The sequence below is a fragment of the Qipengyuania sphaerica genome, from assembly GCF_019711595.1.
Taxonomy (GTDB): domain Bacteria; phylum Pseudomonadota; class Alphaproteobacteria; order Sphingomonadales; family Sphingomonadaceae; genus Qipengyuania; species Qipengyuania sphaerica.
In genome coordinates this window covers 254,071-272,049 of sequence record NZ_JAIGNR010000003.1, presented here as the reverse complement: position 1 = coordinate 272,049, position 17,979 = coordinate 254,071, and the positions used below count along the sequence as shown (strand labels likewise).

Annotated in this window: 22 protein-coding genes; 11 read left to right on the top strand and 11 right to left on the bottom strand. The window is 63.7% G+C overall.

The annotated features are described in order from the left end of the window. Positions 1 to 38: 38 nt before the first annotated feature. From K3178_RS11185 to K3178_RS11165, 5 genes are all read left to right on the top strand, one after another. Positions 39 to 1,067, top strand: coding sequence for a quinone-dependent dihydroorotate dehydrogenase (locus K3178_RS11185; RefSeq protein WP_221571502.1), 1,029 nt, complete (start codon positions 39 to 41; stop codon positions 1,065 to 1,067). A gap of 11 nt (positions 1,068 to 1,078) precedes the next feature. Further along, complete coding sequence (ggt, locus tag K3178_RS11180; protein ID WP_221571501.1) at positions 1,079 to 2,803, top strand: gamma-glutamyltransferase; 1,725 nt, start codon at positions 1,079 to 1,081, stop codon at positions 2,801 to 2,803. A gap of 100 nt (positions 2,804 to 2,903) precedes the next feature. Beyond that, positions 2,904 to 4,706 (top strand): AMP-dependent synthetase/ligase, encoded by a 1,803-nt coding sequence (locus K3178_RS11175; RefSeq protein ID WP_425594619.1) that lies wholly within the window; start codon positions 2,904 to 2,906, stop codon positions 4,704 to 4,706. Between the two features lie 2 nt (positions 4,707 to 4,708). Continuing rightward, a complete protein-coding gene (locus tag K3178_RS11170; RefSeq protein WP_221571500.1) occupies positions 4,709 to 5,089 on the top strand; it encodes a cupin domain-containing protein in 381 nt (126 codons plus the stop codon). A 26-nt stretch (positions 5,090 to 5,115) separates the two neighbouring features. After that, positions 5,116 to 5,808, top strand: coding sequence for an aquaporin (locus tag K3178_RS11165; protein ID WP_221571499.1), 693 nt, complete (start codon positions 5,116 to 5,118; stop codon positions 5,806 to 5,808). Here the strand turns inward: K3178_RS11165 and K3178_RS11160 are convergent. From K3178_RS11160 to K3178_RS11145, 4 genes are all read right to left on the bottom strand, one after another. Then, positions 5,805 to 6,332 (bottom strand): hypothetical protein, encoded by a 528-nt coding sequence (locus K3178_RS11160; RefSeq protein WP_221571498.1) that lies wholly within the window; start codon positions 6,330 to 6,332, stop codon positions 5,805 to 5,807. The two genes, K3178_RS11165 and K3178_RS11160, sit on opposite strands and share 4 nt — an antisense overlap. Before the next feature lie 79 nt (positions 6,333 to 6,411). After that, a complete protein-coding gene (locus tag K3178_RS11155) occupies positions 6,412 to 6,705 on the bottom strand; it encodes a GNAT family N-acetyltransferase (protein ID WP_221571497.1) in 294 nt (97 codons plus the stop codon). 14 nt (positions 6,706 to 6,719) lie between these two features. Further along, positions 6,720 to 7,688 (bottom strand): sulfur carrier protein ThiS, encoded by a 969-nt coding sequence (gene thiS, locus K3178_RS11150; protein WP_221571663.1) that lies wholly within the window; start codon positions 7,686 to 7,688, stop codon positions 6,720 to 6,722. Positions 7,689 to 7,697: 9 nt separating this feature from the next. Further along, positions 7,698 to 8,102, bottom strand: a complete 405-nt coding sequence (locus K3178_RS11145; protein ID WP_221571496.1) for a MerC domain-containing protein — start codon at positions 8,100 to 8,102, stop codon at positions 7,698 to 7,700. Between the two features lie 141 nt (positions 8,103 to 8,243). Between K3178_RS11145 and K3178_RS11140 the strand changes: the two genes are divergently transcribed. The 5 genes from K3178_RS11140 (at position 8,244) to rpsI (ending at position 11,470) form a co-directional block, all read left to right on the top strand. Continuing rightward, complete coding sequence (locus K3178_RS11140) at positions 8,244 to 9,266, top strand: COX15/CtaA family protein (RefSeq protein WP_221571495.1); 1,023 nt, start codon at positions 8,244 to 8,246, stop codon at positions 9,264 to 9,266. Next, on the top strand, positions 9,263 to 9,601 hold the full coding sequence (gene cutA, locus K3178_RS11135) for a divalent-cation tolerance protein CutA (RefSeq protein WP_221571494.1): 339 nt from the start codon (positions 9,263 to 9,265) through the stop codon (positions 9,599 to 9,601). Before K3178_RS11140 ends, cutA begins: the two co-directional genes overlap by 4 nt. Then, complete coding sequence (locus K3178_RS11130) at positions 9,585 to 10,295, top strand: hypothetical protein (protein WP_221571493.1); 711 nt, start codon at positions 9,585 to 9,587, stop codon at positions 10,293 to 10,295. Before cutA ends, K3178_RS11130 begins: the two co-directional genes overlap by 17 nt. A gap of 171 nt (positions 10,296 to 10,466) precedes the next feature. Next, positions 10,467 to 10,946, top strand: coding sequence for a 50S ribosomal protein L13 (gene rplM / locus K3178_RS11125; RefSeq protein ID WP_221571492.1), 480 nt, complete (start codon positions 10,467 to 10,469; stop codon positions 10,944 to 10,946). Further along, positions 10,946 to 11,470, top strand: coding sequence for a 30S ribosomal protein S9 (gene rpsI, locus K3178_RS11120; RefSeq protein ID WP_221571491.1), 525 nt, complete (start codon positions 10,946 to 10,948; stop codon positions 11,468 to 11,470). The genes rplM and rpsI overlap by 1 nt, the downstream gene beginning before the upstream one ends. 73 nt (positions 11,471 to 11,543) lie before the next feature. Here rpsI and K3178_RS11115 read toward each other — a convergent pair whose 3' ends face one another. From K3178_RS11115 to K3178_RS11100, 4 genes are all read right to left on the bottom strand, one after another. Further along, complete coding sequence (locus tag K3178_RS11115; RefSeq protein WP_221571490.1) at positions 11,544 to 11,741, bottom strand: hypothetical protein; 198 nt, start codon at positions 11,739 to 11,741, stop codon at positions 11,544 to 11,546. A gap of 67 nt (positions 11,742 to 11,808) precedes the next feature. Then, positions 11,809 to 12,669 carry a metallophosphoesterase family protein gene (locus K3178_RS11110; RefSeq protein WP_221571489.1) on the bottom strand — a complete coding sequence of 287 codons (861 nt, stop codon included), beginning with the start codon at positions 12,667 to 12,669 and terminating at the stop codon, positions 11,809 to 11,811. Then, positions 12,659 to 13,516 carry a diacylglycerol/lipid kinase family protein gene (locus K3178_RS11105; protein WP_221571488.1) on the bottom strand — a complete coding sequence of 286 codons (858 nt, stop codon included), beginning with the start codon at positions 13,514 to 13,516 and terminating at the stop codon, positions 12,659 to 12,661. The genes K3178_RS11110 and K3178_RS11105 overlap by 11 nt, the downstream gene beginning before the upstream one ends. A gap of 39 nt (positions 13,517 to 13,555) precedes the next feature. Next, positions 13,556 to 13,825: a hypothetical protein gene (locus K3178_RS11100; RefSeq protein WP_221571662.1), complete on the bottom strand. Its 270-nt coding sequence runs from the start codon at positions 13,823 to 13,825 to the stop codon at positions 13,556 to 13,558. Positions 13,826 to 14,024: 199 nt separating this feature from the next. On the opposite strand from K3178_RS11100, the gene K3178_RS11095 reads away from it, so the two are divergent. After that, complete coding sequence (locus K3178_RS11095) at positions 14,025 to 14,315, top strand: UrcA family protein (protein WP_221571487.1); 291 nt, start codon at positions 14,025 to 14,027, stop codon at positions 14,313 to 14,315. A gap of 83 nt (positions 14,316 to 14,398) precedes the next feature. Here K3178_RS11095 and K3178_RS11090 read toward each other — a convergent pair whose 3' ends face one another. The 3 genes from K3178_RS11090 to K3178_RS11080 form a co-directional block, all read right to left on the bottom strand. Beyond that, a complete protein-coding gene (locus K3178_RS11090; RefSeq protein ID WP_221571486.1) occupies positions 14,399 to 15,136 on the bottom strand; it encodes a LytR/AlgR family response regulator transcription factor in 738 nt (245 codons plus the stop codon). Next, positions 15,129 to 16,367: a sensor histidine kinase gene (locus tag K3178_RS11085; RefSeq protein WP_247713733.1), complete on the bottom strand. Its 1,239-nt coding sequence runs from the start codon at positions 16,365 to 16,367 to the stop codon at positions 15,129 to 15,131. Before K3178_RS11085 ends, K3178_RS11090 begins: the two co-directional genes overlap by 8 nt. An 81-nt stretch (positions 16,368 to 16,448) precedes the next feature. Then, positions 16,449 to 17,966, bottom strand: a complete 1,518-nt coding sequence (locus K3178_RS11080; protein ID WP_221571661.1) for a fumarate hydratase — start codon at positions 17,964 to 17,966, stop codon at positions 16,449 to 16,451. Between the last annotated feature and the right edge of the window lie 13 nt (positions 17,967 to 17,979).

The window sequence follows — 17,979 nt, the reverse complement described above, 5'->3', positions numbered from 1 at the left end:
CTCGACACTGGACTCTCCTTGCGCCATAGGCGCGCGCAATGCTCTTCGATCTAGCCCGCCCAGCCCTGTTCGCGCTCGATCCGGAGCGTGCGCACCGACTCACCGTGGCCGCGTTGAAAGCGGCGCCGATGGGGCAGCCCTGCGAGTCGAGCGTGTTGGCGACTGAAATCGCCGGGATCGAATTTCCCAACCCGCTCGGCATGGCGGCAGGCTTCGACAAGGATGGCGAGGTCCCGGACAAACTGCTCGCGCTGGGCTTCGGGTTCGCCGAGGTCGGCTCGATCACTCCGCGCCCGCAGGCTGGCAATCCCAGGCCGCGCCTGTTCCGGCTGGTCGAGGACCGCGCGGTGATCAACCGGATGGGATTCAACAATGGCGGAGCAGAGGCAGCGCGAGAGCGCCTCGCGGCGCGCAAGGGCCGGCCCGGCGTTCTCGGAATCAATATTGGCGCGAACAAGGACAGCGAAGACCGCATCGCCGACTATGCGGAGATGACCCGCATCATGGCACCGCTTGCGACCTATTTGGCGGTCAACATCTCCAGTCCCAATACGCCGGGCCTGCGGGCGCTGCAGGACGAGAGCGCGCTGACCGGTCTGCTCGATGCCGTGTTCGAGGCGCGCGGCGAGCTCGGCCCGCCGGTCTTCCTCAAGGTCGCTCCCGATCTCGAACCCGCCGACATCGAAGCCATCGCGCGGATCGCCGCCGACAAGAAGCTCGGCGCGCTCATCGTGTCGAACACGACCATCTCGCGTCCTCCGCTGCGCTCGCATCACAAGGACGAGGCAGGCGGGCTCTCGGGCGCTCCGCTCAAGGACCTCGCCCTCCAACGCATTCGCGATTTTTCCAAGGCGACCGGCGGCACTATCCCGCTCGTCGGTGTCGGAGGCATTGCCAGCGCCGAGGATGCATGGGCGCGCATTCGCGCAGGCGCGAGCCTCGTGCAGCTTTACAGCGCGATGGTCTATGAAGGGCCGGGCCTGCCGAAGCGCATCACGCGCGGGCTGGAGCGCCTGATGAAGCGCGACGGATTTTCCTCGATTGCCGAGGCGGTCGGAAGCGAATAGCCTTCGCCACGATGATCCGCTTCGCCACTCTGCCGCTCGCCGCGCTTGCCCTTTCGGCCTGCGCCACTTCGCCCGTTGACGCCCCCGACTTCGGGATGACACCCGGCATACTGCAGCCCATGCAAGGCGCTGTGACGGCGGCTGATCCGCGCGCACAGGAAGCGGGCGAGGAAATACTGCGTATGGGCGGCAATTCGACCGATGCCGCGATCGCGGTGATGCTCGCGCTGACCGTTGTCGAACCGCAAAGCTCGGGGATCGGCGGCGGAGGATTCTTCGTTCGCGGGGAGCCCGGTGGCCATGTCACGACCGTCGATGGCCGCGAGACGGCTCCGGCAGGCGCGACGCCCGACTGGTTCCTCGACGAAAATGGCAAGGTGCCAGGTTTCGCCGTTTCGGTCCGCAGCGGGTTGAGCGTGGGCGTTCCCGGCAATGTCGCGCTCGCCGCCAAGGCTCACTCCGAATTCGGCAACCTCGACTGGGCGACATTGTTCGAGCCCGCCATCCGGCTTGCGCGCGAGGGCTTCCAGATCAATCCGCGCATGCACGATGCGCTTGGTCGGTCGCGGATGACGGGCGGCCATAGCGAGGCGGCGAAAGATCTTTTCTACGGACCCGATGGCGAACCCTTGCCTATCGGAACGCTGGTCAGAAACGAAGCGCTGGCGAAGACCTTCGCGCGGATTGCCGCCGGTGGGGCCAAGGCATTCTATTCGGGCGAGCACGCGCTCGAACTGGCCACCACCGTCGCCGCCGACACTCCGCACAGTGGCGCAATGACCTATCAGGACGTCGCTGGGTACGAGGCCAAGCAACGCGGCGCCGTTTGCTCGACCTACCGCGCATATCGCATTTGCTCGATGGGCCCGCCGACTTCGGGCGGGATCGCGGTGCAGCAGATGCTGGGCCAGCTCGAACGCTTCGATCTATCGGCACTGGGCGCGGAAAATCCGGTGACCTGGCACCTGTTCCTCGAATCGCAGCGGCTCGCCTATGCCGACCGCGAGCTTTACCTTGCCGATAGCGATTTCATCACCGTGCCGGTCGAAGGCCTGCTCGAGAAATCCTATCTCGCCGAGCGCAGCGCCCTGATATCGAGCGACAGATCGCTCGGCCTTGTCGAGGCGGGCCGCCCGCGCGGTGCACCCATGGCGCTGGCCGATGGCGACGAGCCGGTGGAACAAGGCACATCGCATTTCGCGGTGGTAGACAGCCGGAACGTGATGGTCAGCTACACCTCGACGATTGAAAGTGCCTTCGGATCGGGGCTGATGGTGGGGGGCTATTACCTCAATAACGAACTCACCGATTTCAGCCGTTCGCCGACTGTCGACGGCCGACTAGTGGCAAACCGTGTCGAGGGCGGGAAGCGGCCACGCTCCTCGATGTCTCCGACAGTCGTTTACGACCCGCAGGGCCGCCCGTTCATGGCGGTCGGCGCGGCAGGCGGCAGCACCATCCCGGTCACCACCGCACGGGCAATTATCGGCGCGATCGATTTCGGCCTGTCGGCGGAGGAATCGCTGCGCCTACCTTTCCTGATGGCATTCGGAGGCCGCGTCCTTCTCGAAGAAGGCACCTGGCTTGCTTCGGCGCAGGATGCCTTCCGGAATCTCGGCCACCAAGAGATTTTCGTCCGCCAGGCACCGATCAAGGGCGGAGCGCTCCTCTTGCGCGACGGTGAATGGCAGAGTGCGCGCGATCCCCGTCTAGAGGGTTATCTGGACATGCCTTGAAGCCGCGCCCATCCACTTGCCGGATCGGCAGCGGGAGCCTAAGCCCCTGCGCTTCGTTGGTCGCACAACAAAAGAATAGACGTAGCTGAGGAGCCTGCCTGTGCTGTCGGATATCGATTCCGCCAATAATCTGGTCGAACTTTTCCTGAAGCGCGCCGATGAGCGCCCCGACCGCGCCTTCCTCGGTGCCAAGATCAATGGCGAATGGCAGACCATCAGCTGGGGTGAAGCGGCAGAGAAACTCTGCCTGCTTGCCGAGGCCCTGCGCGGGCTGGGCCTGAAGGACGGCGACCGCGTCTGCCTCGTCTCCGAAAACCGCCCCGAATGGTGCATCGCCGACCTGGCGATCATGGCCGCAGGCTGCATCAGCGTGCCGACCTACATCACCAATACCGAGCGCGACCACGTCCACATCCTCGACAATTCGGGCGCCAAGGCGGTCATCGTCTCGACCGAGAAGCTGCTGGGGCCGCTGCACGGCGCGTTGCAGGCGAGCGGCGTCGCCGAGCACGTGATCGGCATCGAGGACCTCCACCGCCAGCAGTCGGGCAGCTTCGCATTCCACCAGTGGGACAATCTGGTCGCTGGCGATGCCGCTGCCGCGCGCAAGGCGGTCGAGGAGCGGATTTCGAAGATCGGTCGCGGCGATACCGCCTGCATCATCTACACCAGCGGCACGGGCGGTGCTCCGCGCGGCGTGATGCAGCACCATGGCGCGATCCTGTGCAACATTGCCGGCGCCGCGGAAATCCTGATCGAGGATTTCGGCATCAGCGACGAGGAACGCTTCCTCTCCTTCCTGCCTGCCAGCCATGCCTATGAGCACACCGGCGGCCAGTACCTGCCGATCAGCGTCGGCGCGCAGATCTACTATTCCGAAGGCCTCGAAAAGCTCGCCAGCAATATCGAGGAAACCAGGCCCACAATCATGGTCGTGGTCCCGCGCCTGTTCGAAGTGCTGCGCACACGCATCATGAAGCAGGTCACCAAGCAGGGCGGCATGGCCGAAAAGCTGATGAACACCGCGCTCGAAGTGGGCGAGCGCCGGGCAGAGGGCAATCCGAAGTTCGGTGACGGCGCGAAGGATTTCGTGGTCGGCCGCCTGTTGAAGCCGAAAATCCGCCAGCGTTTCGGCGGGCGGATCAAGGCGATGGTTTCGGGCGGCGCGCCGCTCAACCCAGAAGTCGGCATCTTTTTCGAAAGCATGGGGCTGACCATGCTGCAGGGCTATGGCCAGACCGAAGCGGGTCCGGTCATCGCCTGCAACCGTCCGGCGGCCGGCATCGCGATGCATTCGGTCGGCCCGGCGATGCGCGGGGTCGACGTGAAGATCGCCGAAGACGGTGAAATCCTGTGCCGCGGCGAGCTGGTGATGCACGGCTATTGGCAGAACGAGGCCGAGACCGAGCGCACGATCAAGGACGGCTGGCTGCACACCGGCGACATCGGCCATCTCGACGAGAAGGACCGGATCGTCATCACCGACCGCAAGAAGGACATGATCGTCAACGACAAGGGCGACAATATCGCCCCGCAGAAGGTCGAGGGCATGCTGACGTTGCAGCCCGAGATCGGCCAGGCGATGGTGGCAGGCGACAAGCGGCCCTATATCGTCGGACTTATCGTGCCCGATGCCGAATGGGCAGTCGACTGGGCCAAGGCCAACGGCAAGAAGTTCGACATGAAGGCGCTACAGGACGATCCCGAGTTCAAGGGCGCGGTGCGCAAGGCGGTCGACCGGGTGAACAAGGACCTCTCGGTCATCGAGAAGGTTCGCCAGTTCGCTTTCGCTGACGAAGGTTTCACGATCGAGAACGAGGAAATGACCCCCTCGATGAAAATCCGCCGCCACAAGATCAAGGACCGCTACGGCGAGCGGCTCGACGGGCTTTACCGCAGCTAAATATGCGATTTCCAAGGATAATACTTGCCGCGCCGCTGGCGCTGGGCGCTTGCACGGGCGTGCAGCACGTCAGCGACGCGCTGCCTTCGGCGCTCGAGGCGGGCTGGAACGGGGCGCGCGTCTGCGCCCTTGAACACCAGACCGATACCCACCGTGTCCTTCGCTGCACCTTTCCGCCCGGAGTGGGTCACGAGCGGCACTACCATCCCCCGCATTACGGCTACGCGCTGAGCGGCGGCGCGATGCAGCTGACCGACGAACGCGGCACGCGCACCGCGACGCTCGCGACCGGCTCGGACTATACGAGCGACGGAGTGACGTGGCACGAGGTGGTCAATGTGGGTGAGACCACGGTGACGTATCTGATCGTCGAAGAGCTTTAGGGTCGGACGACAAGCAGGAGGGATCGGTGGGAGCGAAGCTGGCGAGCGAATTTCTCGGCACACTGCTGCTGGTGGCGACCGTGGTCGGCTCTGGAATCATGGCGGAGACGCTGTCGCCCGAGAACTTCGGCGTCGCGCTGCTCGCCAATACGATCGCGACCGGCGCGATCCTCTACGTGCTCATCACGATCCTGGGCCCGGTGTCGGGCGCGCATTTCAATCCGGCCGTAACTCTGGCCTTTCTGCTGCGGCGCGATATCGGTGCAGTCCCATCGCTGTGGTTCGTCATGGTGCAGGTCGCGGGAGGCGTTGGCGGCGCTTTCCTCGCGCACGCCATGTTCGATGTCGATCTCGTCCAGCTTTCGACCAATGTACGCACCGGCCCTTCGCAATGGCTGTCCGAAGGCGTGGCGACATTCGCGCTCGTCTTCACGATTATCGGTGCGATCCGGGCCCGGCCCGAGGCTGTGCCGGCAGCCGTCGCGCTCGTGATCGTGGCGGGCTACTGGTTCACCGCCTCGACTTCATTCGCAAACCCGGCAGTTACGATCGGGCGAGCCTTCACCGACAGCTTTTCAGGCATAGCACCCGCCGACGCTCCGGCGTTCATCGCCAGCCAGATTGCAGGTGCCGTCCTCGCCTGGCTCGTGGCCGAGCGAATCTTCGGATGGAAAAGCGGCGGAAGCGAGGAAGCGAGCCTCGCTCCGGACGCCAATTAGGCCGCTAGTTCCTCGATGAATTCGGGATAGAAGCTCGGCGCGCGGTCGGACCAGCCGGGCGCGGTCGCGGCGGCTTCGCTCAGCGACTGGAGGAGCATCTTGCGGCGTTCGGGGCGGATCTGCGGCAATGCGGCGGCGGCGCAGAAGGCGCTCGGCAACCACGGGCGCGCTTCGGCTCCGAGCAGGCGTTCGTAAAGGAAGCGGAAGGCCGAGAAGCACTCGATCCGTTCCTGCGCGAGGTCGAAGGCGGCGACGCGCGTGATCTTGCCGATGAAGCTCTCGATCGCGTCGAAACCCGATTCGTGCGGTATCGCACCGCGCAGGCTCTTGAGTTCCTGGTAGGCGACATACTGGCTGCGGATCGCGGCGGTTTCTCCCTGCGTGCGGCCCCAGATGCGGAAGGCATCGTTGCGGCCGAGGCCGATGTCGAGGCTGCGGCGGATATAGCGCTGCTCGGCGGCGGTGAAGCTGGCGAACTCGCGCATTTCGGCAATGGTCAGCGATGCGGCATTGGTAACGGCCATGATTCGACTCCCTGTCGAATCTCAATCTCCGCCAATATGGTTAATTTTTTGTGGTGGGGCGGCGAAAACCGCGTAAACGCTAGAGTTCGACGACGTCCTGCCAGCTTTCGTTGCGCTGGGCCATGGCCTTGAAGAAGGGGCAAAGCGGGATAATCGTGATGCCCTTGGAGCGGGCATCCTCGACGACATGTTCGGCCAGTGCCTCGCCGATACCCTGCCCGCGCATGCTTTCCGGAACGCCGGTGTGATCGACGATGATCCTCGTCGGATTGACGCGTGAAAACGTGACCTCGGCCTCGTCGCCAGATGCGGTGCGGTGCACATAGCGGCCCTTGGTCTCGCCCTCCTCCAGCGTGATCTCGATGTCGGCCATGCGCGGTATCTCCCTTAGATGAGGCCGGCGAGCGGGCTGCTCGGATCGGCATATTTGCGGCGCCCCATGCGACCGGCGAGATAGGCCTCGCGGCCCGATTCGACCGCCAGTTTCATCGCGCGCGCCATGCGGATGGGATCCTTCGCCTCGGCAATCGCGGTATTCATCAGCACGCCGTCGCAACCCAGTTCCATGGCGACCGCCGCATCCGATGCAGTGCCGACGCCCGCATCGACCAGTACGGGCACATTGGCGCCTTCGACGATCAGGCGGATGGTAACCTGGTTCTGGATGCCGAGTCCCGAGCCGATCGGCGCGCCCAGCGGCATCACCGCCACTGCGCCCGCTTCTTCCAGCTGCTTCGCGGCGATGGGATCGTCGACACAATAGACCATGGGCAGGAAGCCCTCGTTCGCCAGAACCTCGGTCGCCTTCAGCGTCTCGCGCATGTCGGGATAAAGCGTCTTCGCCTCGCCCAGCACTTCCAGCTTCACGAGGTCCCAGCCGCCCGCCTCGCGCGCCAGGCGCAAGGTGCGGATCGCCTCGTCGGCGGTGAAGCAGCCGGCGGTATTGGGGAGATAGGTGACCTTCTTCGGGTCGATATAGTCGGTCAGCATCGGCGCCTTGGGATCGCTGACATTGACCCGGCGCACGGCGACCGTGACGATCTCGGCACCGCTTGCCTCCAGGGCAGCAGCGTTCTGCTCGAAATCCTTGTACTTGCCGGTGCCGACGATCAGGCGGCTCCTGAAGGTCCGGCCCGCCACGCTCCAGCTATCGTCCTGACCCCCGCCGACGAAATGGACTATCTCCAGCACATCGCCCTCGCCGACCGGATGTTGCGCCAACTCGCTTCGCGGTGCGATCACGCCATTACGCTCGACCGCCACCTTGGCAGGATCGAGTTCGAGCTCGCGGACGAGATCGGCGATGGTGGAAGCGGAAGTGCGGCGGCTTTCGCCGTTGACGGTGACGCTGAACATGCGGGTCACTTAGTCCCCGCAGCGCTCCTTGCAAGCGGCGGAATGCACATGGCGCAGGTTCAGGATGTGGCCGAGCGACACGAGAGCGACGCCGATGATGGTCAGAATGGCTTCCTTGTAGCCATGTTCGACCGCCAGCGCGCCGCCCATGAAAGTGAGGCCCATCATCGCGATGACGAAGGGCGCGGCCATCCGGTGGCGCAGTGCGCCCCAGCCGATGGCCACCGCGGCGATCAGCGTCGCCACTGCGAGGCCCCAGCGATGGATATCGGGAGAAAGGAAGAATTCACCGCCAATGCCGAGACCCGAAACGAGCACGATGCTGGCAAGGCAGTGCAATGCGCACAGGCCCGAAAGCCCGATACCGATGCGATCCAGCCCTTGCCGAATCGGATTGATGGCGCGTTGCAACATGACATGGTAGATATGTGATAGTATCACCTGTTACAAGGGCGAGTTGCGTTTAAGGACGCAGTTCGTCGCTTGCCGTGGCCGTTATGCCGATTGCCCTAATTGCACTTGCGAAATGAGCCGGTGACGGCAAACAGGCGTACCATGTCCGAAATTGCTTCCCGTGCCCGTCCGAACCTGCTGGCGAACTGGCTTTTCGCCGTCGCCGCGCTCGTCATCCTTATCGTGACGGTAGGGGGAATCACCCGGCTGACCGAAAGCGGCCTTTCGATCACCGAGTGGAAGCCCTTCCTTGGCGCGCTGCCCCCGCTAAGCGAAGCCGATTGGCAGGCCGAGTTCGCGCTCTACCAGCAGATTCCCGAATATCGCGAGATCAATGGTCCGGCGGGAATGGACTTGGAAGCCTTTAAGTCGATCTACTGGTGGGAGTGGATCCACCGCCAGCTCGGCCGGCTGATCGGACTTGCGCTGGCAGTGCCGCTGGCGATCTTTGCTATGCGCAAGATGATCCCGCATGGCTATTTCTGGCGCCTCTTCGCGCTGGTGGCGCTGGTCGGCCTGCAGGGCAGCTTTGGCTGGTGGATGGTGGCATCGGGCCTCGAGACGCGCACCGATGTCAGCCACTTCCGCCTCGCCATCCACCTGTGCACCGCACTCATCCTTCTCGCTGGCCTCATCTGGACCGCGCTCGACTTACGCGCTCTGGCAAAAGGCAACGAGAGGCCTGCCTTCCTGAGCCCCGTCGCCGCATGGACGGCAGCCATCCTGTTCGTGCAGCTCCTGCTCGGGGCATGGGTCGCGGGCCTCGATGCGGGCCTCGCCTCGGATAGCTGGCCCCTGATGCAAGGGCAGTTCGTGCCGGAATTCGACAACTCGCGCGGCTTGCTCTGGGCGATGACGCATGACCCGTTTCTGATCCACTGGATGCACCGGTGGTGGGCCTGGGTCGCCGTGGCAGCGCTCGTGGTCATGGCGCGCAAGGTGAAAAAGGTGGATCGCCGCGCTTCGATCGCCATCCACAGCGCTTTCGGCACCCAGATCCTGCTCGGCATCGCGACCGTGATGACGGGGGTGGAATTCCACCTGGCCGTGCTCCACCAGCTCGTCGGAGCGCTGCTCGTCGCTTCATGGGCCTGGGGTGCGCATTCGATCGGGCGGCAGGAATGAGCGCCCTGATCTATTGTCCGTTTCCCGATGCCGGGACAGCGGAGCGCGTCGGTGCGCTATTGCTCGACGAGAAGCTGATCGCCTGCATCAATATCGGCAATCCGATCGCCTCGATTTTCGATTGGGACGGCGGGCGCGGTGCGGGTGAAGAATGCCCTGCGCTCCTGAAAACGCACGCTGATGTGCTTGAGAACGCTATCGCGCGGCTGGAGGACTTGCACCCCTACGATGCTCCGGCGATATTGGGCTGGCCCTGCATGGCCGGTAAAGCGACCGGGGAATGGCTGGCGGGGTTCGACGGGGGAAATTCTCGAAGCGATGACCAGCAGACGTAACGCGATGGCGGCGATGGCCGCGAGTGTGGCATTGGCGGGGCTGGGTGCGCCCGTGGGCCTGGCAGCCAGGGGCGGGCCCGTGCGGTTTCCCAAGGGGCCGGTGCGGCTGCGCCGGGTCCTCGAGCGCGGGCTCGGCGACGGGATTTCGCTGACAGTTTCGCGCGACTGGGAGTGTCACTTTCTGGCATCGCAGAACGGTGCGTCGATAAGGGCGCGCCAGGTCCTGGTGGATGTGGATGCCCCACAGGCCCTTGCAGCCCTGGCGCAGCTTGAGAAGGCGCGCGAAGTGGCCGGCCTGTTTCCCATGCAACTGGACGATAGCGGCCTGATCGTCGGCTGGGCGGGTCAAGCTATCGATCTGGACAAGGCCGTGGTCGCGGCACGCCGTGCGATCGACGGCAAGAAGCTCGCCGGTTCCGGCGCGCAGGAAGCGAAACGCTATGTCGCCGAAATGGGCAAGACCGCAGCCGAGCTCGTCAGCCAGGTTCCACGCGACCTGTTTTACCCCCACCCCGGCCAGCGTCATGAAAAGCGGGCGCTTGACCTGCCCAACGGCGCGAAGGGGACATACGAGCTGACGGTTGAGGCGCGTACGGCGGCAGGTAGCGGGCTGCTCGATACCAGCGAGAGACGCATCGTCACGCGGATCGGTGACAGCACCCGCATATCGCGTGAAAGCTGGTCGATCATCTGACCGTCCGGCTGGGGAGTATTATTTTACCCCACCCAAGACCCGCAGAATTGCTTGACGAATCGACTCCGCACCGCCATTTGGCGCGCGCTTAGCGGCTCCATGCGTGGGGCCGCGCAATCGTTTAGCGGGCTGAAGCAGGCCGCGATAACTCGAGCAAACGGAAATCCAGCCATGAAGGCTCTCACGAAAGTGACCCAGTCGGCCAAGCCGGCAGAGGTCGTAAAGGACTGGCACATCATCGACGCCGAAAATCTCGTCGTCGGTCGCCTGGCCGTCATCATCGCCAATCACCTGCGCGGCAAGCACAAGCCGAGCTACACCCCGCATGTCGATTGCGGCGACCACGTCATCGTCATCAATGCCGACAAGGTGAAGTTCACCGGCAAGAAGATGGATGACAAGATCTATTACAAGCACACCGGCCACCCGGGCGGCATCAAGGAAACCACTCCGAGCAAGGTTCTCGGCGGCCGTTTCCCCGAGCGCGTCCTCGAAAAGGCCGTGCAGCGCATGATTCCCCGCGGCCCCCTCGGCCGTGCGCAGATGCGTTCGCTCCACCTCTACAACGGCACCGAGCATCCGCACGACGGGCAGAAGCCCAAGACGCTCGACGTCGCTTCGATGAACCGCAAGAACAAGGCTGTTGCGTAATGGCTGACGAAACCAAGAACGAAACCGTCTCGGATCTCGCCGATCTGAAGGACATCGCTGGCGACGCACCGCAGGGTGATTCGGCAGAAATCGCCGCCAAGGCCGACGTTCCCCTGCGCGAGCAGGAACTCGACGCACAGGGCCGCGCCTATGCGACCGGTCGTCGTAAGGACGCCACCGCACGCGTCTGGCTCGTCCCGGGAAGCGGCAAGATCACCGTCAACGGCAAGGACCAGGAAGTCTACTTCGCACGTCCGACGCTGCGTCTCGTGATCGACCAGCCTTTCGCCATCACCGAGCGCCAGGAACAGTACGACGTCATCGCCACCGTGCGCGGCGGCGGCCTTTCGGGTCAGGCCGGTGCGGTCAAGCACGGCATTGCCCAGGCTCTCGCCAAGTACGAACCGGCACTGCGTTCGACGGTGAAGGCCGCCGGCTTCCTCACCCGCGACAGCCGCGTGGTCGAGCGTAAGAAGTACGGCCGTGCCAAGGCACGCCGCAGCTTCCAGTTCTCGAAGCGCTAATCCGCTTCCACTGCGAACAAACCAAAGGGCGGCTCCGCGAGGGGCCGCCCTTTTCCGTTGAAGCGATAGTGGTTCAGCGCTGGAGCATCATCAGGCCCCAGGCAAGGCCCGTGGCGCCGAAGAACAGCGGCCAGCTCCACCAGATGTCGTACTGGTAGACTTCCTGCTTGAATATCCAGAGCTGGCCGCCCCGCGAGCCTTGGCTGCCGATGATGAGCGAGACGACGTAGGTCAGTATGCTGCCGAGCGGCACTGCCTTGAAAAATTCCATGCCGGTTCCCCCGAGTACCCGCGCGGATATTCTCTAGAGGAAATTGAGATTCTCGGTGCAGAAGTGGTTAATGCACGGGTGGGTCGACGCGCGGGACCTGCCGGATCGGGGCGACCGGTTCGCCCGGACGACGCGGTGGCATCGCGTCTTCGGGAACATCGTCGATCTGCATGTCGCGGGTTTCGACGTCCTCCAGATTGCGGACACAGACCGTCAGCGCTTCGCCGTCCCATTCGATTTCGTTGAAGCTCGGCGGTGTGGAGCGCGTGCGTTTAGACAGGGTGCCGGCACCAATCATGCGGACAGGCCCTTCGGCCGTATCTTCCATGATGTCGAAGGCATCATGCACATGGCCCGAGAGGACGGCTTCGACCGGCCGCTTGGCCAGTGCCCGGAGCGCCTTGTCGCCATTCTTGGTCAGCGCGGTTCCCTGCGTACCGACTTCGCGCAAAGGGTGGTGGACGGCCACCAGCGCTTTTTTCCCTTCGGGCAATGCATCGATCGCCGCGAGGCATTTTTCCAAGGCGGCATCGGTCACCCAGCCCTTGGACCAGTTGAGCCGCGGCTGCGCGCGCACGGCGGTTTTCAGCGGCACGATCGACAGGCAACCGAGGTCGAGTTCCTTCTCGACTTTCTCCTTCATTCCGCGAAATCGCTTGTATGGCGTCAGGAACCGCTCGATCGGGTTGAAATAGGGCATGTCGTGATTGCCGACTTCGACCGTGACGGGGGCGGTCAGTGAATTGATCCAGTGCGTGGCCGCCTCAAATTCGCGGTGGCGCGCGCGCATGGTCAGGTCGCCGGTGATCGTCACGGCATCGGGCCGTTTCTCCTCGATCTCCTGCTTGACCCAGTCGAGCGCGCGATTGTTCTCGAGCCCGAAGTGGATGTCCGAAAGATGGAAGATGCGCCTTGCGTCAGAAGCCATGATGGGTCGCTAGCAGATCGACCTCGCAGGGGACCACCGTGAATTTCGCCCTTGCAGGCAATGTCGCGGGCTCCCCGTCGATGAGCACCTCGAGCGGCGATCCGTCGCAGGTTTCGAGCGTCACTTCGTCGACCAGCCCCAGGCGTGTGTGGGGCCCCTCGCGGAAATTGCGCTTTAGTAGCGCAAGGCTCTGCTGGAGGACTTCGCCTGCCCCTTCCGCATGGAATGCATCGAGCTGTATTCCGCGGTGGCTCGGGGTGAACTCGATGAGCGGGTAGCCTTCCTCGCGGCCGAGTTGCGGGCCGCAACAGCGCACCATGGCGCCACCTGTGGTTTCTGCCAGCGCCTCGCTTGTCCCTTCGGCAATGCCCGGCAGGTCGAAATCGCGCATGGCCTCGCGCACGCTGACCCACGAGGTGCCGGGGCCGGCGAGCAGTCCTGCAAGCGCATCGCCCTTCTCGCACCGCGCCATCAGGGGCCTGACTGCGCGGACAGCACCTTGCGCGACACGGCCGATGATCGTCTCGAGATCAGCCTGCGGGCCATGCAGGCGCTTGCTGAGCAGGTTCATAGTGCCCCCGGGCAAAACGATGATTTCGCCGCCCCATCCAGCCAGATTGGTAATCGCCGCATTGAGCGATCCGTCGCCGGTGAAGATTGCCAGCCTGCCGATCCCGGCTTCGTCCAGCCCTGCTGCATCAGGCAGGTCCTCATCGGGGAACGCGATCGTCTTCTCGATCGAAAAACCCTTCTCGCGGCAGTGCCGTTCGAGCAGTTCGATGGCCTTTTCGCTATTGCTTCCCGAACGCGAGTTCGTCAGCAACCAGATGGGTTTATCGCTGGACATGTGGGGAAAGCGCGCCATGAGCAGCGCGGTTCCCGCAGCCTAGATCCGTCCGCTAAGGACCAGCCAGGCCGTGGCGAAATTCAGCAGGCTGTAGATCGCATAGGCGAAGGCCATTCCCGGCCAGCCATTGCCGGCAAGCAGCATCGCAGCCACCAGCAGGAAAAACTCGAAACCGAGCGATACTCGGCCGCCGCGCGACCGGTAGAAGGCGGGCAGTGCATCGAGCATCGGATGGCCGCTTTCGAGAACTGCCTTGTGCACGGCGAAATTCCCGATGCCGAGGATGAAAATGAAAACCAGCACGACCATCCTCCCAACATAGGAATGCTGTTCGCAGATTCCCAATCGCGCTTCGTCGGCAGGACTTCGCACCCTGTCCAATCGCCCTCATCGCTGGTCGATAGTCGCGTGCATCTACAGTTGTAACCGAGCAATACAGCTGTGCGGCGGGCCGGTCTCCCAGTCCCCCGAAAGTTCACGGCCCGCCGCAAACCGAGGAGAATTCGCCATGAAGACCATTCTAGCAGCTGTAGCCATCGCCACCCTTGCCGTTTCCGCCAGCGCGGAAGAAAACCGCGCCACCGTCCAGTACAGAGATCTCGATCTCTCGACGAAGGCAGGCCAGAAGGCCCTCGACCAGCGCATCGAGAAGGCCGCGAAGGTGGCTTGCGAATTCGAAGACGTTTCCACCGGAAGCCGTCTGCGCACCAATGAAACGCGCGAATGCTTGAAGCAGGCCAAGCGCCAGATCGAACGGCAGCTGGCTACTATCGTCGACACTACGGAAAAAGGCGGCTGACGCACGCGTCTTTCGCCTCTGCGCCCCGGCCGGACTAGCAGTCCCCCGGCCGGGGCGTTTTTTTGTTTTCGCGTCACTTCCGGCTAACGGCCCGCCATCGCCTTGACCTTGGGCAGGTAGGTCCGCCCGATACGCAGGGTCTCCCCGTCGTCCATCTCCGCCGACCACACGCCAAGGCCATCATGGCGCAGGCCCTTGATGCGGTCCTTCCTGAGGATGGTGGAGCGATGGATCCGGATGAACTTGGCTGGATCGAGCCGCTTTTCGAGCCCGGCAATCGTCTGCAGCAGGAGATAGCTGCGATCCTCGACATGGAGTCGGACGTAATCGCGCTCGGCGTCGATGCGCGAAACCTCTTCGGTATCGATCCGGATCAATTCGCTGCGGTGCGGGATCCATAGCTCATCCAGCCATTGGCTGGTTTCGCCCCCTCCTTCGCCCCGCCGCGCCAGCGCGCGCTGGATCGCGCGTTCGAGGCGATCGGGCTTCACCGGCTTGAGCACATAATCGACCGCATCGAGATCGAAGGCCTCCACGGCATAATTGTCATGCGCGGTGACGAACACGACAGCGGGCCGCTGCTCCTGTTTCGAGAGCGTCTTGGCCACCGACAAACCATCCACTTCGGGCATGGTCATGTCGAGCAGGATGAGATCGGGCTCGAGCGCTTCGACCAGCCGCAGCGCCTGTGCGCCGTCGCTCGCCGTGCCGACGACGTGGAGGTCGGCGATCTTGCAGCAGATCACCTGCATGCGTTCGACCGCAAGAGGTTCGTCATCAACGATAAGCGTCCGCAAGGGCGCGCTTTTTTCTTCAGCCATGTTTCACCATCGGAATTCGCAATTCGGTTTCATAGCCCTCGAGCGACGGGCCTGACGTAATCGTCGCCTCCTTGCCAAATCGCGCTTCGATCCGGTCGCGCACATTGGCGAGGCCTATGCCGAAGCCGCCCGAATGGCCGCTCGGCAGGCCTGGGCCATTGTCGCTTACGCGCAAGACCAGGCGGCCGTATTCCTCCCGGGCGACAATCGAAATCGTCACCGGGCTGTTGCTGGCCGAGACGCCATATTTGACCGAGTTTTCGACCAGAGGCTGGAGGATCATGCCCGGCACCTTCAGCTGCGCAAGGTCGGAAGGAAGGTCCACCCTTACCTTGAGGCGTTCGGGGAAGCGCACTGCTTCGATCTCGAGATAGTGTTCCTGGAGATCGATTTCGTCCTCGAGACTGACATCCCCGGTCGAATCGTCAGCCAGCGAATGCCGGTAAAAGCGCGATAGCGACTGGATCATCTGCTCGGCCCGGTCGTCCTTCCCGGTCATCACCAGCGCGGACAGCGAGTTGAGCGTGTTGAACAGGAAATGCGGGTTCACCTGGTAGCGCAGCGAGCGCAGTTCGGCGGCCTTTGCGGCAGTCCGGAAGCGCTCTCCGCGACGTTCCGCCGCGCGCGTTCGCGCACCTGCGACAATGGCGAGATAGAGCGAGGCCCATGCGAGCAGCAGGAAGTAGCGGCTGAGAGCAACGTCGGTGAGGCGGCGCCAGTAATCGGCTATCGTGGGCGCAGGTTCGATCACGATCGATGCTGCAGGAACCGCTTCTTGCGAGGTTTCGGTCGTATTCCCGCCGGCACTGGTCAATGGGCCGGGAACATCGAGCAGCAAATTGCCCGATTCGTCGCGGCGGATGGTAAGCCCGCGCTCTTCACCGATCTTCTTGCGAATCTCGTCCTCGACCGGCGCGAAGACCATGGTGTTGACCTGAGCGATCGCAAGCGCCGCAGGGACCGCGGCCACGACCGCCACAGCAACCTTGGTCGCCAGCGTCCGGCCATCGAACAGGCGGAGGAACAGCCACAGGAGGATCGTGATTCCACCACCGCCAATGCAAACGACCAGGCGCCGCCAGAGCAGTTCGTTCTCGGCTTCGAGCCCGACCACCGCGCCGCGTGCAGTGAGCAACAGGAAGTAGACGAGCCACAAGCCTAGGATGGATAGCAGCACCACCTTGGCCGGGACGCGGGCATCTTCGCGATTAATCTGGGGTTCAGTGTCCAAAACAGGCTGCTTCTGCCTTGCGCGGGCGCGAAATGCCAGCGCCGCCATCGACGGCGCTAGGGTGTTGGTCGAGCGGAAATGCTATTCGGCGGGCTGGACTTCGCCTTTCGCGATCTTCTCGCGCCATTTGGCGGGCGCCAGCTTGTGGACATTGTTGCCCCGCGCATCCACGGCTACCGTGACCGGCATGTCCTGCACCTCGAATTCGTAGATCGCCTCCATGCCGAGATCCTCGAAGGCGACGACCTTCGCGCCCTTGATCGCGCGGCTGACGAGATAGGCCGCGCCGCCGGTTGCCATGAGGTAGGCCACCTTGAAGCGGCTGATGACCTCGACCGCATCGTGCCCGCGCTCAGCCTTGCCGATCATGGCGAGGAGGCCGAGGTCGAGCATCATTTCGGTGAACTTGTCCATCCGCGTGGCGGTGGTGGGGCCGGCGGGGCCGACAACCTCGCCCATAACCGGATCGACCGGCCCGACGTAGTAGATCGCGCGGCCGTTGAAATCGACCGGCAGCTCCTCGCCCTTGTCGAGCATGTCGTGGATGCGCTTGTGCGCCGCGTCGCGCCCGGTAAGCATCTTGCCCGAAAGCAGCAGGCGGTCGCCATCCTCCCAGCTTGCGACTTCCTCTGGCGTGAGGTTGTCGAGATCGACCTTTTTCGCCGCCGCATCGGGCTGCCAGGTCACATCGGGATAATCGTCGAGCTTGGGCGGCTCGAGATAGGCCGGACCCGAGCCGTCGAGCGTGAAGTGGGCATGGCGCGTGGCGGCGCAGTTCGGGATCATCGCAACCGGCTTGCCCGCCGCGTGGCAGGGTGCATCGAGGATTTTCACGTCGAGCACGGTAGAGAGGCCGCCCAGCCCCTGTGCGCCGATACCCTGCGCATTCACCGCATCGAAAATGTCGATCCGGAGTTGTTCGATATCGCTCTGCGCACCGCGCTGCTTCAGTTGCCCCATGTCGATCGGGTCCATCAGCGAAAGCTTGGCAAGCTTCATGCAATGCTCGGCCGTTCCGCCGATACCGATGCCCAGCATGCCCGGCGGACACCAGCCGGCGCCCATCGCGGGGAGCTGTTCGACCACCCATTCGACGATATTGTCGCTGGGGTTCATCATCTTGAATTTGGACTTGTTTTCGCTGCCGCCGCCCTTGGCCGCGACATCGATATCGATCGTATCGCCCGGCACCATCTCGACCGACAGCACGCAAGGCGTGTTGTCGCGCGTATTGCGGCGGGTGAAGGCCGGATCGGCGAGGATCGAGGCGCGGAGCTTGTTGTCGGGGTGGTTGTAGGCCTGCCGCACACCCTCATCGACGACTTCCTGCAGGGACCGCTGCGTATCGAGGCGGCAGTTCATGCCCCACTTCACGAAGACGTTGACGATGCCCGTGTCCTGGCAGATCGGGCGATGGCCCTCGGCGCACATGCGGCTGTTGGTGAGGATCTGCGCGATCGCATCCTTCGCCGCGGGGCCCTGTTCCGCCTCATAGGCCTTACCGAGCGCGCGGATGTAATCCATCGGGTGGTAGTAGGAGATATACTGGAGCGCATCCTTCACGCTCTCGATCAGGTCTTCTTCCTTGATGATCGTCATGTCGCTCATCGCC

Excerpts from the sequence above, each read along its gene's own strand:
- K3178_RS11090 (WP_221571486.1), bottom strand. The coding sequence starts at position 15,136 with ATGGCTGAAGAAAAAAGCGCGCCCTTGCGGACGCTTATCGTTGATGAC.
- K3178_RS11140 (WP_221571495.1), top strand. The coding sequence starts at position 8,244 with ATGTCCGAAATTGCTTCCCGTGCCCGTCCGAACCTGCTGGCGAACTGG.
- K3178_RS11160 (WP_221571498.1), bottom strand. The coding sequence starts at position 6,332 with ATGGCCGTTACCAATGCCGCATCGCTGACCATTGCCGAAATGCGCGAG.
- K3178_RS11170 (WP_221571500.1), top strand. The coding sequence starts at position 4,709 with ATGCGATTTCCAAGGATAATACTTGCCGCGCCGCTGGCGCTGGGCGCT.
- K3178_RS11130 (WP_221571493.1), top strand. The coding sequence starts at position 9,585 with ATGACCAGCAGACGTAACGCGATGGCGGCGATGGCCGCGAGTGTGGCA.
- K3178_RS11145 (WP_221571496.1), bottom strand. The coding sequence starts at position 8,102 with ATGTTGCAACGCGCCATCAATCCGATTCGGCAAGGGCTGGATCGCATC.
- rpsI (WP_221571491.1), top strand. The coding sequence starts at position 10,946 with ATGGCTGACGAAACCAAGAACGAAACCGTCTCGGATCTCGCCGATCTG.
- ggt (WP_221571501.1), top strand. The coding sequence starts at position 1,079 with ATGATCCGCTTCGCCACTCTGCCGCTCGCCGCGCTTGCCCTTTCGGCC.
- K3178_RS11185 (WP_221571502.1), top strand. The coding sequence starts at position 39 with ATGCTCTTCGATCTAGCCCGCCCAGCCCTGTTCGCGCTCGATCCGGAG.
- K3178_RS11095 (WP_221571487.1), top strand. The coding sequence starts at position 14,025 with ATGAAGACCATTCTAGCAGCTGTAGCCATCGCCACCCTTGCCGTTTCC.
- rplM (WP_221571492.1), top strand. The coding sequence starts at position 10,467 with ATGAAGGCTCTCACGAAAGTGACCCAGTCGGCCAAGCCGGCAGAGGTC.
- K3178_RS11155 (WP_221571497.1), bottom strand. The coding sequence starts at position 6,705 with ATGGCCGACATCGAGATCACGCTGGAGGAGGGCGAGACCAAGGGCCGC.
- K3178_RS11100 (WP_221571662.1), bottom strand. The coding sequence starts at position 13,825 with ATGGTCGTGCTGGTTTTCATTTTCATCCTCGGCATCGGGAATTTCGCC.
- thiS (WP_221571663.1), bottom strand. The coding sequence starts at position 7,688 with ATGTTCAGCGTCACCGTCAACGGCGAAAGCCGCCGCACTTCCGCTTCC.
- K3178_RS11110 (WP_221571489.1), bottom strand. The coding sequence starts at position 12,669 with ATGGCTTCTGACGCAAGGCGCATCTTCCATCTTTCGGACATCCACTTC.
- K3178_RS11080 (WP_221571661.1), bottom strand. The coding sequence starts at position 17,966 with ATGACGATCATCAAGGAAGAAGACCTGATCGAGAGCGTGAAGGATGCG.
- K3178_RS11105 (WP_221571488.1), bottom strand. The coding sequence starts at position 13,516 with ATGTCCAGCGATAAACCCATCTGGTTGCTGACGAACTCGCGTTCGGGA.
- cutA (WP_221571494.1), top strand. The coding sequence starts at position 9,263 with ATGAGCGCCCTGATCTATTGTCCGTTTCCCGATGCCGGGACAGCGGAG.
- K3178_RS11115 (WP_221571490.1), bottom strand. The coding sequence starts at position 11,741 with ATGGAATTTTTCAAGGCAGTGCCGCTCGGCAGCATACTGACCTACGTC.